Below are 16520 nucleotides of genomic sequence, written 5' to 3' on the forward strand. Positions count from 1 at the left end.
GTTATCTGACGAGGTTCTAAATCACTCCGGCATCCAAATTTCTTCAACACCCGGAGTCATCATGACCACTATTCCCCCGAAAACCTCGGCAATCATGCCAAACACACAGAGTGAAACAATAGCGAAAGTAACCTTCGATGAAGTCCGAGACAGCAACGGTCATCTCGTTGGCAATAACAGCGTAACTTTTGACAAAACCCTGAACTTCAAGGGTACGGCCAAGCCAACTAGGGAGCTCTGGATTCGCGATGAGGCGGGCACAATTACTGACGTGACCAGCGATGATTACGGAGACTGGATCAAAGAGGTCACTTTGCGAGGCTTCCAGCGCTACAGCCTTTACGCTATCGAGAAAAACCCGCCTCAAGATCGCTCCAGACCACCGTACGTTATCGTCCTGGCGACCGAGACGCCGATCATCGACACAGTCATCGGCAAGAATGGCCCGATTAAAGATGACGATACCTACGACGACGACTCGCTGGAGTTCTCCGGTTACGCACCTCCCGGTATGGAAGTTGAAGCGTTCAACGGCGACACCACCACGGGCAAGAAAACCATGGTGGATGCTGTCGGGCGGTTCCAGCTCACCCTCGACGGGCAAAGAATCCAGTGCGTTTACCTTCCGCGTCATATTGGATGTGAAACTGAGTCTGGATGACGTCCTCGAGTCCGAAGACGGCCCTTCTGTTCCTGAAGGTTGCATCACCGGCAAGAGTCAGTTGATCATCAAGGGGCATGCCATGCTCGGTGAGAGCATTCAGCTACTCAATGGCGACGCCCCCATAAAAGATGCCGTCGCAACTGCTGATCCCGTCAATGGAGCCTGGAAAATCCTGCTCGATGTGACAGACGGAGACTACAGCCTCGCTGCCAGGGCGGACTATGGCGATGGGGAAATCACCGCCCCGCCCCGCACCTTTACCGTGGAATCCACCATCAAACCGCACAATACCCGTGTGTACGATTCGGACGGCCTGATCCAGGACAACGGTACCACCCTATACAACCATGTCATTGTCAGGGGTGGTGCGGCCCAGTCAGCGCAGATCAGGCTGAAGATAAATGGCGTCACCGGGCCGAAGCCGGAACCGACCGACGATACGGGTAAATGGGCCAGATTGGTTACAGGTCTGGAATACGGAACCACTTATCAATTCATCGCGGTGGCAGACTATGGTGACAACTCAGAGTCCGCCCCCTGGACGATTACTACCGGGGTACCGAACGTATAAGCAGTCTTCGCAAGCGTTAAAGACTCCAGTGGCCAGGCAGAACCCTGGTTAGAAACTATTGAATGAAAAAACCGCCATCCCTTACACAGCAATGGCGGGTTTTTCCGTTCCGGTTTCAGGTCACACGGTGTCCACCTTCAACGAATGATCGTTGAGCATGCCGTTGATGATGGTCGCCGTGTCATGCCCGCTCGCGACCACCCCACCCGCTCCCGGCGTGACACCGTATTGGCTGGCGAGGTCGACGCCGGCCAGGTCGATGGTCTGGTTCGGTGCGGCGCCGGCCATGGCGCTGACGTCGATGCTGGTCACCGTCGACGCCCCGCTGCCGGTGACGGTGAAGTGCAGGTAGTCGTCCAGCGAAGCCGTGGTGCCGTTTTCCCCTTGCAGCAGTTGCGACAGGTCGAGCTTGTCGGTGCCGGGCGTGAAGTCGGTGATCACGTCATGACCGCTGTTGCCCTTGAGCCACTGGAAGGTGTCGGCCCCTGCCCCGCCGCTGAGGGTGTTGTTGCCCATGCCACCGATCAGCAAGTCATCGCCGCCCCCGCCATTGAGGATGTCGTTGCCCAGGCCGCCGTTGATCACGTTGTTGGTGTTATCGCCGCTCAGGGTGTCGTTGAAGTTAGAGCCGGTGAGGTTTTCGATAGCCATCAGGGTGTCCGTGCCCGCGCCGAGGGTGTTCTGCGCAGCGAGCAGGCTGAGGTCGACCGTGACCCCGGCGGTGGCGTGGGCATAGCTGGCCGTGTCGATGCCCGTACCGCCATCCAGGGTGTCATTGCCCGGGCCGCTGTAGAGCAAGTCATTGCCGGCGTCGCCGTGCAGCTCGTTGTTGCCGGAGCCGGCGGTGAGCACATCGTTGCCGTCGCCGGCATTGATGATGTTGCTGCCCGTGCCCGCCACCAGGATGTCATCCCCGCTGGTGCCGGTGAGGATGTGGCCGTCCTGATAGCTGATGGTCAGATTGGCCGAGTCGCTGCCGCCATGGTTGTCGTTGGCGGTGTAGGTACCGTGGTAGTCCGTGGTGACTTCTTGTGCCCCGGCGTAGTTCACCGTCATGGTCAGATCGTAGTTTTCTGCCGAATTCTTATTGCTGCCACTGGTGTTGGCGATGTTGGTCACGTGGATCTGGTAAGTACCGTCCGCGCCTGCGGTGATGGTGCCGCCATCGGCGATGCTGACAAACGCCCCACCGTTGAGCGAATACTCCATCGTGATGTGCCCAGGGTCCAGGTTGTGATCGAGGCTGAGCGTCTCTCCCTGTTTCAGTTTGACCGTGATGAGGTCTTCATTGTTGCCATTGGATTGGTTCGCTGCGCTGAGATAGCCACTGACCACCAGCATCGCCGTCATGGTCGCCGCGTTGGCCGCAAAGGCGTTGCGTACGTTGGCCAGACTCTGGTTGGCGGGGTTGTTGTTTTCGCCGGTGAAGCTTATCGCGCCGGTACCGGTGAAGTCCCCGCCTTTCACGACCCAGCCGGTGTTGAACGAGGTCGGTGTCGCCGAAAGCTGGTCGCCATCGGGGTCGGTGTCGTTGGCCAGCAACAGTTCGCCCGGCACCACGATGTTGCTCGACAGCACGTTGGTGATGACGTAGTCATCGGCGGCCACTGGCGGTGCGTTCGGTATGACTTTGATCGTCAGGGTTGAGCTGGCCAGGTCGCCATCGTTGTCGCTGACGGTGAAGCCGATGTTTTCGGTGATCAACACCGAGGTGGTTTTCTGCGAAATGTAGGCGTATTCACCGGTGTCGAGATTGATCTGCAAGGTACCGCTGTTGTTGGTGGCAATGTTCAGTGTGTTGTCCACGGTGTTGAACGTGCCATGGTTGAGCCCGCCGCTGAAGTTCAGGGAACCCTGATTGGTGTTGCCGCTCGGATCGTAGGTGTACGTGGTGCCGTCCACCGTGATGGTCTTGATGAAGCCGCCATCGGCGCCGAACGCACCGCCCTCGCCCAGCAGCGAACCGGTCACCGGTGCACCGTTCACCGTGCCGGACAGCACCGAGTTGAGCTGGTTGAGGTCGGTCACCACCACCGCATTGGTATCAGTGTGGCTATTGCCGTCATAGGCCAGTGGATTGAGGTTCGCGTTGCTTACGCCACTGCCCAGGCCGATCGCGTAGTTCTTGATGTTGTTGGCATCGAGGAAGGCTTTCAGCGCGGTTTCGTCGGCGGTGCCGATTTCCTGGCCGGTGGTGGGCTTGCCGTCGGAGAAGAAGTAGCCGACGTTTTGTGCACCGGTCAGTTTGCCCGAGGTGTTGAACGCGGTCTGCATGGTCGCCACGGCCGCGTCGTAGTTGGTGCCACCGTTTGCGGTGAGGCCGGCAAGCAGGGTCTTGGCGGTCGCAACATCGACCCATACCGAAGTCATGTCGGTGGCGCTGCTGCTGAAGGTGACGAGTTGCACTTTCACATCGCCCAGGTCGTCGTATTTATCCAGCAAGGCACTGATGGCCTGCTTGGCCAGTTCCAGCCGCGACAGGTTCGACACGCCGGAAGGGTCGACCATACTGCCGGAGACATCGAGCACGATCAGCAGGTTGGAATCGATCTCCACCGCTGCCACCGAGCGATCCGATGCCACCGCCTTGGGCACGTCATCGACAATGTTGACCACGATGGTGCTGGTGCTGCTGTTGCCCGACGCATCGGTGGCCTTGTAGGTGAAGGTTTCACTCAGGCTGTTCGGACCGTCGTTGGCATTCGGCGAGGTTTTTGGCGCCGAGGTCAGGGTGTAGGTGTAGCTGCCGTCGGGGTTGAGCAGAATTTGCCCGTAGGTGCCGGTGGCGCTGCCGACGAGGGTGTAGGTGAGCGCGCCGCTGGCACCCGAGACGGATCCGACCAGGGTCCCGGACGCGGTTTCACCGGTATTGTCCGGGTCGCTGCCGGTGACTGTACCGGCGGCCAGGTCCTGGCCGCCCTGGCTCAGGTCGAGGGCTTTTTCGTAGACCGTCACATCGCTATCGGGATTGGCCTTGATGATGCTGTTGGCCACGTCGATGGTGATGGTGGTGGTGCTTTCATCGCCATCGGAATCACGCACGGTGTAGGTGAACGTATCGGTCGCCCCTGCATCGCCGACTGAACCCGGGTTGCTGTGATACACCGCATTGCCGTTGGCATCGAGGGTCAGGTAGCCATAGGTGCCATTGATCTGGTTGCCCAGCCCGCCAATGGCCGACGTCGAGGTATTGCTACCGGCGCGCACGCCGACCACCGTCGCCGGACCATCGGCGCCGCTGATGTCATTGCCCAGCACACCGATATTGACCGTGCCGCCCTCCGTTACCGACGACGAGTCAGGTTTGGCGCTCGGCAAGTCATCGACGATGTTGACGTTGATCTGCCCGTTCGCAATGTCGCCATCGGTGTCGGTGGCTACGACGTTGATGTTCTCGATGAGGTTGTTGGTGCCGTTGGCCGTTGGATGGGCTTCGTTATCGTTGAGGGTGTAGCTGTAGCTGATCACACCAGTGGCCGGGTTGTATCCGGTAATGGTCAGGGTGCTGCCCAGCGGCGTGACGGCGGTTTGCGGGAAGCCGGCGGCCACGCCTGCGCTGACGACAGTGATGCCGCCCACGGTCAGGGTTTGCAGGCCGTCGAGGGCGGTGACCGTGAAGGTGCCGCTCTGGATCAGGGCCGGGGCGTTGGGGTTGGTGCCGTCACTGAGATTTTTCTCGTAGACCGTCAGCTCGCCGCCATACACGTCAAGGCCGTTGAGGGTGACCTTATCGTCGTTGTTATAGACGTTCAGCACCAGGTTGGCGGTGCTGATGTCACCGTCGGCGTCCGTGAGGGTATAGGTGAAGGTTTCGGTATCGCTGCCACCGCCGTGCAGGTTTTTGAAGTCCGCACTATTGGGATCGAGCGTGTAGGTGTAGGTGCCGTTGGCATTGAGCACCAGGGTGCCATAGGTACCGGTGAAGGTGCCTGGGGTGACCGGGCCGGCATCCGGGCCAACGGCGACTTTATCAGCGCCGATCACGTCGTTGCCGAACACATCGCCGCTGAGGCTTTGCGCTGTCTCCGAAGCGGTGCCGAGGTTGCTGTCGTTCATCGCTTTAGGCACGTCATCGACAATGTCCACCACGATGGTGCTGGTGACGATATTGCCCAGCGAGTCGGTAGCCTGATAGTTGAAGGTCTCGTGCATCACGTTCGGGCCGTCATTGGCGTTCGGTGTGGTGCTCGGCGGGGTCGTCAGGGTGTAGGTGTAGGTGCCGTTGGCGTTGAGCTGAATCTGTCCGTATGTCCCCAGGTTGCTGCCGACCAGGGCGTAGGTGATCGCGCCGACGGCGTGAGTGACCGAGCCCACCAGTGTGCCGGAAGCGGTTTCGCCCGTGCTGGTCGGATCGCTGCCGACGACCGTACCGGCTGCCAGGTCCTGGCCGCCCTGGCTCAGGTCGAGGGCTTTTTCGTAGACCGTCACATCGTTGTCGCTGACCGCTTTCAGGCAGCTGTTGTAGACGTCGATGGTGATGGTGGTGGTGCTTTCGTCACCATCGGAATCGCGCACGGTATAGGTGAACACATCCACCGCGCCAGGGCCGCTCACCGCGTTAGGCGTGCTGTGGTACACGGCGTTGCCGTTGGCATCGAGGGTCAGGTAACCGTAGGTGCCGTTGATCGGGTTGCCCAGCCCGCCGATGGCCGAGGTTGATGTATCGCTACCCGCGCGCACGCCGACCACGGCGCCAGCAGCAGCCGGACCATCGGCACCGCCGATGTCGTTGTCCAGCACATTGCCGCTGACGGTGCCGCCCTCCTGCACCGAGTCCGCATCAGCTTTGGCGGTCGGCAGGTCGTCGATGATGTTGACGTTGATCTGCCCGTTCGCGATGTCGCCATCGGTGTCGGTAGCGACGACGTTGATGTTCTCGATGAGGCTGTTGATGCCGTCGGCGGTTGGATGGGCTTCGTTGTCGTTCAGGGTGTAGCTGTAGCTGATCACGCCGGTGGTTGGGTTGTAGCCGGTGATGGTCAGGGTGCTGCCCAACGGCGTGACGGCAGTTTGCGGGAACCCGGCGACCACGCCACCGCTGACCACGGCGATGCCGCCGACGGTCAGGGTTTGCAGGCCGTCGAGGGCGGTGACCGTGAACGTGCCGTTTTGGGTCAGGGCCGGAGCGTTAGGGTCGGTGCCGTCAATGAGGTTTTTCTCGTAGACCGTCAGCTCGCCGCCGTACACGTTGAGGCCGTTGAGGACCACTGGATCGTCGTTGTTGTGGATCTGCAGCACCAGATTGGCGGTGCTGCTGTCGCCGTCCGCGTCGGTGATGGTGTAGGTGAAGGTTTCCGTGCCGTCACCACCGCCGTGCAGGGCTTTGAAGTCGGCATCGCTGGTGTTGAGGGTGTAGGTGTAAGTGCCGTTGGCATTCAGCACCAAAGTGCCGTAGGTGCCGGTGAAAGTGCCAGGGGTGATCGGGCCAGTGCTTTCTCCAATGGTTACCCGGTCGGCGCCTTGCACATCGTTGGTCAGTACGTTGCCGTTGAGGGTCAGCAAGGTTTCCGAGGCGGTGCCATTGCTGTCGTTCATGCCTTTTGGCAGGTCGTCGACGATGTTGACGTCCAATGAACCCGTCGCGGTGGTGCCGTTGTCGTCGACCGCGGTCACGGTGAACTGTTCAGGCAGGGTGTTGGCGCCGTTGGCGGTTGGGTGCGCTTCGTTGTCGTTGAGGGTGTAGCTGTAACTGACCACGCCGGTCGCGGCGTTGAAGCCGGTGATGGTCAGCGTGCTGCCCAAGGGGGTGGTGATCGATTGCGGGAAGCCGGCGGCTACGCCTGCGGTGACCACGGCGATGCCGCCGACGGTCAGGGTCGTGACGCCATCCAGGGCAGTGACGGTGAAGGTGCCGTTCTGGGTCAGGGCTGGCGCGTTGGGGTTGCTGCCGTCATTGAGGTTTTTCTCGTAGACCGTCAGCTCGCCGCCGTACACGTTGAGGCCGTTGAGGACCACCGGATCGTCGTTGTTGTGGATCTGCAGCACCAGATTGGCGGTGCTGCTGTCGCCGTCCGCGTCGGTGATGGTGTAGGTGAAGGTTTCCGTGCCGTCACCACCGCCGTGCAGGGCTTTGAAGTCGGCATCGCTGGTGTTGAGGGTGTAGGTGTAAGTGCCGTTGGCATTCAGCACCAAAGTGCCGTAGGTGCCGGTGAAAGTGCCAGGGGTGATCGGGCCAGTGCTTTCTCCAATGGTTACCCGGTCGGCGCCTTGCACATCGTTGGTCAGTACGTTGCCGTTGAGGGTCAGCAAGGTTTCCGAGGCGGTGCCATTGCTGTCGTTCATGCCTTTTGGCAGGTCGTCGACGATGTTGACGTCCAATGAACCCGTCGCGGTGGTGCCGTTGTCGTCGACCGCGGTCACGGTGAACTGTTCAGGCAGGGTGTTGGCGCCGTTGGCGGTTGGGTGCGCTTCGTTGTCGTTGAGGGTGTAGCTGTAACTGACCACGCCGGTCGCGGCGTTGAAGCCGGTGATGGTCAGCGTGCTGCCCAAGGGGGTGGTGATCGATTGCGGGAAGCCGGCGGCTACGCCTGCGGTGACCACGGCGATGCCGCCGACGGTCAGGGTCGTGACGCCATCCAGGGCAGTGACGGTGAAGGTGCCGTTCTGGGTCAGGGCTGGCGCGTTGGGGTTGCTGCCGTCATTGAGGTTTTTCTCGTAGACCGTCAGCTCGCCGCCGTACACGTTGAGGCCGTTGAGGACCACCGGATCGTCGTTGTTATGGATCTGCAGCACCAGGTTGGCGGTGCTGCTGTCGCCGTCCGCGTCGGTGATGGTGTAGGTGAAGGTTTCCGTGCCGTCACCACCGCCGTGCAGGGCTTTGAAGTCGGCATCGCTGGTGTTGAGGGTGTAGGTGTAAGTGCCGTTGGCATTCAGCACCAAAGTGCCGTAGGTGCCGGTGAAGGTACCGGGGGTGATCGGGCCAGTTCCTTCTCCAATGGTCACCCGGTCAGCGCCTTGCACGTCGTTGGTCAGCACGTTGCCGTTGAGGGTCAGCAAGGTTTCCGAGGCGGTGCCATTGCTGTCGTTCATGCCTTTTGGCAGGTCGTCGACGATGTTGACGTCCAATGAACCCGTCGCGGTGGTGCCGTTGTCGTCGACCGCGGTCACGGTGAACTGTTCAGGCAGGGTGTTGGCGCCGTTGGCGGTTGGGTGCGCTTCGTTGTCGTTGAGGGTGTAGCTGTAACTGACCACGCCGGTCGCGGCGTTGAAGCCGGTGATGGTCAGCGTGCTGCCCAAGGGGGTGGTGATCGATTGCGGGAAGCCGGCGGCTACGCCTGCGGTGACCACGGCGATGCCGCCGACGGTCAGGGTCGTGACGCCATCCAGGGCAGTGACGGTGAAGGTGCCGTTCTGGGTCAGGGCTGGCGCGTTGGGGTTGCTGCCGTCATTGAGGTTTTTCTCGTAGACCGTCAGCTCGCCGCCGTACACGTTGAGGCCGTTGAGGACCACCGGATCGTCGTTGTTATGGATCTGCAGCACCAGGTTGGCGGTGCTGCTGTCGCCGTCCGCGTCGGTGATGGTGTAGGTGAAGGTTTCCGTGCCGTCACCACCGCCGTGCAGGGCTTTGAAGTCGGCATCGCTGGTGTTGAGGGTGTAGGTGTAAGTGCCGTTGGCATTCAGCACCAAAGTGCCGTAGGTGCCGGTGAAGGTACCGGGGGTGATCGGGCCAGTTCCTTCTCCAATGGTCACCCGGTCGGCGCCTTGCACGTCGTTGGTCAGCACGTTGCCGTTGAGGGTCAGCAAGGTTTCCGAGGCGGTGCCATTGCTGTCGTTCACGCCTTGAGGCAGGTCATCGACGATGTTCACGTCGAGGCTGCCCGTGGCCGTGGTGCCGTTGTCATCGACCAGGGTCACGGCGAACTGCTCAGGCAGTGCGTTGGCGCCGTTGGCGGTCGGATGCGCTTCGTTGTCGTTGAGGGTGTAGCTGTAACTGACCACGCCGGTGGCGGCGTTGAAGCCGGTGATGGTCAACGTGCTGCCCAAGGGGGTAGTGATCGATTGCGGGAAGCCGGCGGCCACACCTGCGGTGACCACGGCGATGCCGCCGACGGTCAGGGTGGTGACACCGTCCAGTGCAGTAACGGTGAAGGTACCGTTCTGGGTCAGCGCCGTGGCATCCGGTGCGCTGCCATCGCTGAGGTTTTTCTCGAAGACGGTGAGTTCGCCGCCGGTGACGCTCAGGCCATCGATGGTGACGGGATCGTCGTTGTTGTGGATCTGCAGCACCAGGTTGGCGGTGCTGCTGTCGCCGTCCGCGTCGGTGATGGTGTAGGTGAAGGTCTCGGTGCCGTCGCCACCACCGTGCAACGCTTTGAAATCCGCGTCGCTGGTGTTCAGCGTGTAGGTGTAAGTGCCGTTGGCGTTCAGTACCAGGGTGCCGTAGGTGCCGGTGAAAGTGCCAGGGGTGATTGGGCCAGTGCCTTCACCAATGGTTACCCGGTCGGCGCCTTGCACGTCGTTGGTCAGCACGTTGCCGTTGAGGGTCAGCAAGGTTTCCGAGGCGGTACCATTGCTGTCGTTCACGCCTTGAGGCAGGTCATCGACGATGTTCACGTCGAGGCTGCCCGTGGCCGTGGTGCCGTTGTCATCGACCAGAGTCACGGCAAACTGCTCAGGCAGTGCGTTGGCGCCGTTGGCGGTCGGATGCGCTTCGTTGTCGTTGAGGGTGTAGCTGTAACTGACCACGCCGGTCGCGGCGTTGAAGCCGGTGATGGTCAGCGTGCTGCCCAATGGTGTGGTGATCGATTGTGGGAAGCCGGCGGCCACGCCCGCGGTGACCACGGCGATGCCGCCGACGGTCAGGGTGGTGACACCGTCCAGTGCAGTAACGGTGAAGGTGCCGTTCTGGGTCAGCGCCGTGGCATCCGGTGCGCTGCCATCGCCGAGGTTTTTCTCGAAAACGGTGAGTTCGCCGCCCTCGACGTTCAAACCACCAATCGTCACCGGATCGTCGTTGTTGTGGATCTGCAGCACCAGGTTGGCGGTGCTGCTGTCGCCGTCCGCGTCGGTGATGGTGTAGGTGAAGGTCTCGGTGCCGTCGCCACCGCCGTGCAGGGCTTTGAAATCGGCATCGCTGGTGTTCAGCGTGTAGGTGTAGGTGCCGTTGGCATTCAGCACCAGGGTGCCGTAGGTACCGGTGAAGGTGCCGGGAGTGATCGGCCCGCTGTTTTCACCAACCGGCACACGGTCAGCGCCTTGCACATCGTTGGTCAGCACGTTGCCGTTGAGGGTCAGCAAGGTTTCCGAGGCTGTGGAAGCGTTGCTGTCGTTCACGCCTTGAGGCAGGTCATCGACGATGTTCACGTCGAGGCTGCCCGTGGCCGTGGTGCCGTTGTCATCGACCAGAGTCACGGCGAACTGCTCAGGCAATGTGTTGGCGCCATTAGCCGTCGGATGCGCTTCGTTGTCGTTGAGGGTGTAGCTGTAACTGACCACGCCGGTCGCGGCGTTGAAGCCGGTGATGGTCAGGGTGCTGCCCAGCGGGGTGGTGATCGATTGCGGGAAGCCGGCGGCCACACCCGCGGTGACCACGGCGATGCCGCCGACGGTCAGGGTCGTCACGCCGTCCAGCGCGGTGACGGTGAAGGTGCCGTTCTGGGTCAGCGCCGTGGCATCCGGTGCGCTGCCATCGCCGAGGTTTTTCTCGAAAACGGTGAGTTCGCCGCCCTCGACGTTCAAACCACCAATCGTCACCGGATCGTCGTTGTTGTGGATCTGCAGCACCAGGTTCGCGGTGCTGCTGTCGCCGTCCGCGTCGGTGATGGTGTAGGTGAAGGTGTCCGTACCATCACCACCGCCGTGCAGGGCTTTGAAATCGGCATCGCTGGTGTTCAGCGTGTAGGTGTAAGTACCGTTGGCGTTCAGTACCAGGGTGCCGTAGGTACCGGTGAAGGTGCCGGGAGTGATCGGCCCGCTGTTTTCACCAACCGGCACACGGTCAGCGCCTTGCACATCGTTGGTCAGCACGTTGCCGTTCAGCGTCAGCAGGGTTTCCGAAGCGATGCCATTGTTGTCATCGACTGCTTTGGGCACGTCATCGATGATGGTGAGATCCAGCGTACCGGTAGCGCTGTCGCCATTGCTGTCGCTGGCCACCACGGTAACGCGCTCGGTAAGACTATTGGCACCCTCGCCGCTTGCATGGGTTTCGGCACGGTTGAGGGTGTAGCTGTAACTGACCACGCCCGTGGCCGGGTTGTAGCCGGTGAAGGTCAGGGTGCTGCCCAGAGGGGTGGTGATCGACTGCGCAGAACCTGCCGCCACACCGCCGCTGATCACATTGATGCCGCCGATGCTCAGGCTGGTCAGCCCGTCTGGCGCATTGATGGTGAAGGTGCCACTTCGCGTCAGCGAACCTTCGTTCCTCACCGAACCGTCGGTCAGGTTGGCTTCATTGACAGTCCGCTCGCCGTTCTGCCCCGACAGACCTTCGAAGGTGACCGGATTGTTCGGCACCTCGGGCGTCACTGGCGGCACCACAGGGGTATCGGCCGCTACGGCGTCATTGTCCGGTTCAGCGTTCAGGCGTTCTTCGGGAAATTCGGGAATGCCATTGAAACCGGCAGTGGGGAAACCGATGGTGGGATCGACTCGCCCGCCCACTTCTTCGAGCATGACGAAACTATGGCCGCTACCCTGGACGCCGCCCGGTACACCGCTAGTCGTAGACGGCCCGGCAGCGGTGGCTTCAGCGGTTTGGGTCGGGTCGTCGCCCGCCGCAATGGCTTTTTGCAGCTGTTCGACATCCGTCAGTTGCGCCTGGCTCGGCGTCACCGCCTCGGACGAGTGCACGTGGGGAATCTGATTGGCGAGCAATTGCGGGGTCATCTGCATGCTGCTGCCGCGCCCGAGGGTCAGTTCCTGGCCATTTTGCAGATGCACCGCTACCGCGCCTTCGGCGCCTGTGCTCAGTTGGTCGCCGGCGAACAGCTTGTCCCCCTCGACCAGCGCGCGCCGGGTGCCGTCGCTCGCAACAGCGAACACCTGACCGATGACCTTACTGACGATTCCAATGAGCGTAGCCATGTGCACTTCCTCCGCTGCCAACCGCTGTCGGCACCTTAGTTTGTGCGAAGAACGTGCTCATGGCTCAAGCGGGTTGTCTGGCGGATCGTGTTCCGGGCCACGGTTTACTTGAGTAAGCCGTGGCCCTGGCAACATCTCGCCCAGCCATTCGCTCACGGCGCTGTTTACGGTTTGGGGAAAACTCCTCTGCAATCAATGGCATCGGATCCCTGTGCGCAACAACGTTGCCTGTGAACGATGCGTAACGATCTTGAATCACCAAGGTGACAAAAAACCGTCACCTCCAGATCGCTAGCGTCCCTCCCCTCCAGCACTTCTCCGCTCTATGTCGATAAGTGGATTGGAACTTTCCTCAAGCCCCGATGAGCGCCCCAGAGCTCATAAAACAAGGGCTTTCGAATTGAACAATGTGCTGGATTTCGCAGAGCGCATAAGTTTTTTTTGGCATAACCGTTATGAAAAAAATTTCTTAGCTACGCTTCAGAATGTTCTTAGCTCTTTTGTTAAAGAGATGAAACAACTTTACCTATAAATGCCGTCAAATAATTGGCGACTGATAAGCACCATCAGGAATCAGGGAGATGTACATGCGCCTATTAACCCCCCTCTGCAGCGCGGTTCTTTTGGCCATTGCCTGCTCGTCCCAGGCTCAGGCCATGACGCTGACCGAAGCAATCCAGAGCACCATCGCGACGCACCCGGAACTGGCATCCCGGGTGGACAGCCGTCTGTCGGCTGACGAAGACGTGAAGGTCGCGAAAGGGGGCTTTTATCCATCGGTAGATCTGAACGCCGCTTACGGGCGCGGGTACAGCGATAACACCAATACCCGGGCGCTCGGCAATCACCACACCGAAATTCTCAACTACACCCAGTCGGAATTGCGCCTGCGGCAAATGCTTTTTGACGGGTTCAACACCGCCAATGAAGTCGATCGCACCAAAGGCGTGGTCAACTCGCGAGCCTATTACGCACAGGGTACGGCTCAGGATCTGGCCCTGCGCACCACCGAGGTCTACCTCGAAGTGCTCAAGCGCCGCGAACTGGTGACCCTGGCCAAGAACAACCTGCAAGCGCACTTGCGGGTCAACGACCAGATCGGCCTGCGCACCCAGCGTGGCGTGGGTAGCAACGCCGATGCCGACCAGTCCAGCGCTCGCCGGGCACTGGCAGAAAACAACCTCGACACCGCCGAAGTCGATCTGGCTGACGCCGAGTCCAACTTTTACGCCGTTGTCGGGCGTATGCCCGATGAACTCGAAACCCCGCCGTCGATTCGCGGTGAAGTCCCAACCTCCCTGCCCGAAGCCCAGCAGAGCATGGTGGAAAACAACCCGTACCTGAAATCCGCCCAGGCCGACGTGCAATCGGCCGAAAGCCAGTACGAAGTTGCCAAGTCGCCCTTCTACCCACGCCTCGACGCCGAGGCGGCAGTGGGCGCGAACAACAACGTGCAGGGTGACGAAGGCCACGACAACGAGTGGCGGGTCGGCGTGGTAATGAACTACAACCTGTTCCGCGGCGGCAGTGACAAGGCGCGCCTGGCCTCCGACGCGCACAAGATCAACCAGGCCATGGACATTCGCAACAATGCCCTGCGCCAGCTCAACGAAAATATTCACCTGGCCTGGAACGCCATGGTCAATGCCAAGAAACAAACCCCGACCGCCCGTGAATACGCCGACACCAGCAAGCGCGTACGCATCGCCTATCAGGATCAGTTCGGCCTCGGCCAGCGGACCCTGCTTGACCTGCTCGACAGCGAAAACGAACTCTACAACGCCAACCGCCGCTACACCGAAGTGCGCTACACCGAAGAGTTTTCGATGTACCGCATCCTGGCGAACATGGGCCAGTTGTTGAGCAAACAACGGGTCGTACTGCCCGCCGACGCGATCGCCCAGACCGAAGTGAAAAACGAAGCTCGTCTGCCGGAAATGAAATAACCAAGTACCCGTGCGGGAACTGCGGCAGGCTGTGATCTTTTGACTTTGCTTTTGAGCAAACACGATCAAAAGATCCCAGCCTGCGGCAGCTCCTACAATGAGATATGCAGATATCTGTCAATTGCCGCAGAGCAACGGGAGCAATCAATTTGACCAGCATGGAACCCGGCAACACCGGTGTCGATCCGCGCCTGAGCTTCGATGACCCGCTTCTGGATGGTCTGCTGATCCTCTGCAAACTCCACGGCGCGACGGTCAGTCGCGCCAGCCTCAGTGCCGGGCTCCCCATGGCCCACCAACGCCTGAGCCTGGACCTGCTGCCCCGTGCAGCGGCCCGGGCCGGTTTGCAGGCGCGCCTGCTGCGCCGTGACCTCAAGGACATCTCGCCGCTCAACCTGCCCGTGCTGCTGTTGCTCAACAATGGCCGCACGGCCGTCCTGCGTCGTTATGCCGAGGACGGCAAGGTGCTGATCCTGCCCAGCGAAGCCGACGGCGGCGAACAATGGCTCAGCCCTGAAGAGCTGGCCGAACACTACAGTGGCCAGGCGCTGTTTGCCCGGCCGCGCCACGAACTCGAAGACTTGCGCTCGCCGCTGGTGCCTCGGGTCCAGGCTTGGTTCCGCGACACGCTGAAGCTATCGAAATGGCTGTACAGCGACGCGATCCTCGCGAGTTTCCTGATCAACCTGCTGGGTCTGATGGTGCCGCTGTTCGTGATGCAGACCTACGACCGCGTAGTGCCGAACCAGGCCACTTCGACCTTGTGGGTGCTGGCAATCGGTCTGCTGATCGGCACCGCTTTCGAACTGGTGCTGCGGGTCGTTCGCGCGCACCTGCTGGATACCGCCGGCAAGAAAACCGACGTGATCCTGTCGGCCACCCTGTTCGAGCGCATCACCGGCATGGCGATGAAAGCGCGACCGGCGACCATCGGTGGTTTTGCCCAAAGCATTCATGACTTCCAGGGCCTGCGGGAGTTTCTCACCGCCGTGACTCTCACCAGCCTGATCGACCTGCCCTTCTGCCTGCTGATGCTGCTGGTGATCGGCCTGCTCGGTGGCTGGCTGGTGGTGATTCCGATTCTGGCGTTTCCCATCACTATCATTTTCGCCATGGTGATCCAGGTCCGCCTGCGCGACACCGTACAGAAAAGCCTCACCCTCGGTGCCGAACGCCAGGCGTTGCTGATCGAAACACTCAGCGGCCTGGAAACCCTCAAGGCCTGCAGCGCCGAAAGCGAACGCCAGCACAAATGGGAAAGTACCCACGGCGCCCTCACCCGCCTCGACAGCCATGCGCGCAACCTCTCGGCCCTGGCCACCAACGGCACGCTGTTCATCCAGCAGATGTCCGGCATGGCGACCATCGTCGCCGGGGTCTACAGCATCATCGCCGGTAACCTCAGCGTCGGTGCCCTGGTGGCCAGCTACATGCTCGGCAGTCGGGTACTGGCGCCACTGGGACAGATCGCCGGCCTGATCACCCGCTACCAGCAAGCGCAACTGACCATGAAAAGCACCGACGCGCTGATGGGCCTGCCCCAGGAGCGCGACGCCAAACAACGGCCACTGGAGCGCACGCAACTGCAAGGGGCGCTGGATGTTGTCGGCGTGACCTTCCACTACAACGGCCAGAATACCCCGGCGCTGGCCAACGTCAGTTTCAGCGTGAAACCCGGTGAGCGAATCGGCGTTATCGGTCGCAGCGGTTCCGGTAAAAGCACCCTGGCGCGGCTGGTGATGGGTTTCTACGAACCGGAGGAAGGCCAGCTATTGCTCGATGGCCTGGACTTGCGACAGCTGGACGTCGCCGACCTGCGCCATCAGATCGGTTACGTCGCTCATGACTTGCCGCTGCTGGCCGGCAGCCTGCGCGATAACCTGACCCTCGGCGCGCGCTACATCAGTGACTCACGCATGCTCGAAGTGGCCGAACTCACCGGCGTCACCGAACTGGCCCGGCAACACCCGCAAGGCTTCGACCGGCCCGTGGGCGAGCGCGGACAGTTGCTGTCCGGTGGTCAGCGCCAGGCGGTTTTGCTGGCCCGGGCCTTGTTGCTCGACCCGCCGATCCTGCTGCTCGACGAACCGACCAGCGCCATGGACAACAGCAGCGAAGACGTTCTACGGCAAAAACTCCACGGCTGGGTCCAGGGCAAAACCGTGCTGCTGGTGACTCACCGCACCTCGATGCTGAGCCTGGTGGATCGGCTGGTGGTGTTGGACAACGGACGGATCGTCGCCGACGGGCCGAAAGAAGCAGTCATCGATGCACTGCGCAAGGGCCGTGTCGGCTCTGCGGCCGTCTAGGAGTT

At 61.2% G+C, this 16520-nt stretch carries 5 protein-coding genes; 4 read left to right on the forward strand and 1 reads right to left on the reverse strand.

All coding sequences use genetic code 11. The features are described 5' to 3' along the window. Positions 1-61 precede the first annotated feature (61 nt). Both KSS91_RS28340 and KSS91_RS28345 read left to right on the forward strand, forming a co-directional pair. Complete coding sequence (locus KSS91_RS28340) at positions 62-661, forward strand: hypothetical protein (RefSeq protein WP_225923707.1); 600 nt, start codon at positions 62-64, stop codon at positions 659-661. Then, positions 642-1235 carry a hypothetical protein gene (locus tag KSS91_RS28345; protein WP_225923708.1) on the forward strand — a complete coding sequence of 198 codons (594 nt, stop codon included), beginning with the start codon at positions 642-644 and terminating at the stop codon, positions 1233-1235. Before KSS91_RS28340 ends, KSS91_RS28345 begins: the two co-directional genes overlap by 20 nt. 120 nt (positions 1236-1355) lie before the next feature. On the opposite strand, the gene KSS91_RS21315 is transcribed toward KSS91_RS28345, so the two are convergent. Continuing rightward, the gene (locus KSS91_RS21315; protein WP_217836031.1) at positions 1356-12260 is read right to left on the reverse strand and encodes a retention module-containing protein; all 10905 of its coding nucleotides are present in this window, start codon (positions 12258-12260) and stop codon (positions 1356-1358) included. Between the two features lie 587 nt (positions 12261-12847). On the opposite strand from KSS91_RS21315, the gene KSS91_RS21320 reads away from it, so the two are divergent. Together KSS91_RS21320 and KSS91_RS21325 are read left to right on the forward strand one after the other, a co-directional pair. Beyond that, the gene (locus tag KSS91_RS21320; RefSeq protein WP_217836032.1) at positions 12848-14206 is read left to right on the forward strand and encodes a TolC family outer membrane protein; all 1359 of its coding nucleotides are present in this window, start codon (positions 12848-12850) and stop codon (positions 14204-14206) included. A 149-nt stretch (positions 14207-14355) separates the two neighbouring features. After that, on the forward strand, positions 14356-16515 hold the full coding sequence (locus KSS91_RS21325; RefSeq protein WP_217836033.1) for a type I secretion system permease/ATPase: 2160 nt from the start codon (positions 14356-14358) through the stop codon (positions 16513-16515). Positions 16516-16520 lie beyond the last annotated feature (5 nt).

Origin of the sequence: Pseudomonas azerbaijanorientalis (assembly GCF_019139795.1) — a bacterium.
GTDB classification, from domain to species: domain Bacteria; phylum Pseudomonadota; class Gammaproteobacteria; order Pseudomonadales; family Pseudomonadaceae; genus Aquipseudomonas; species Aquipseudomonas laurylsulfatiphila.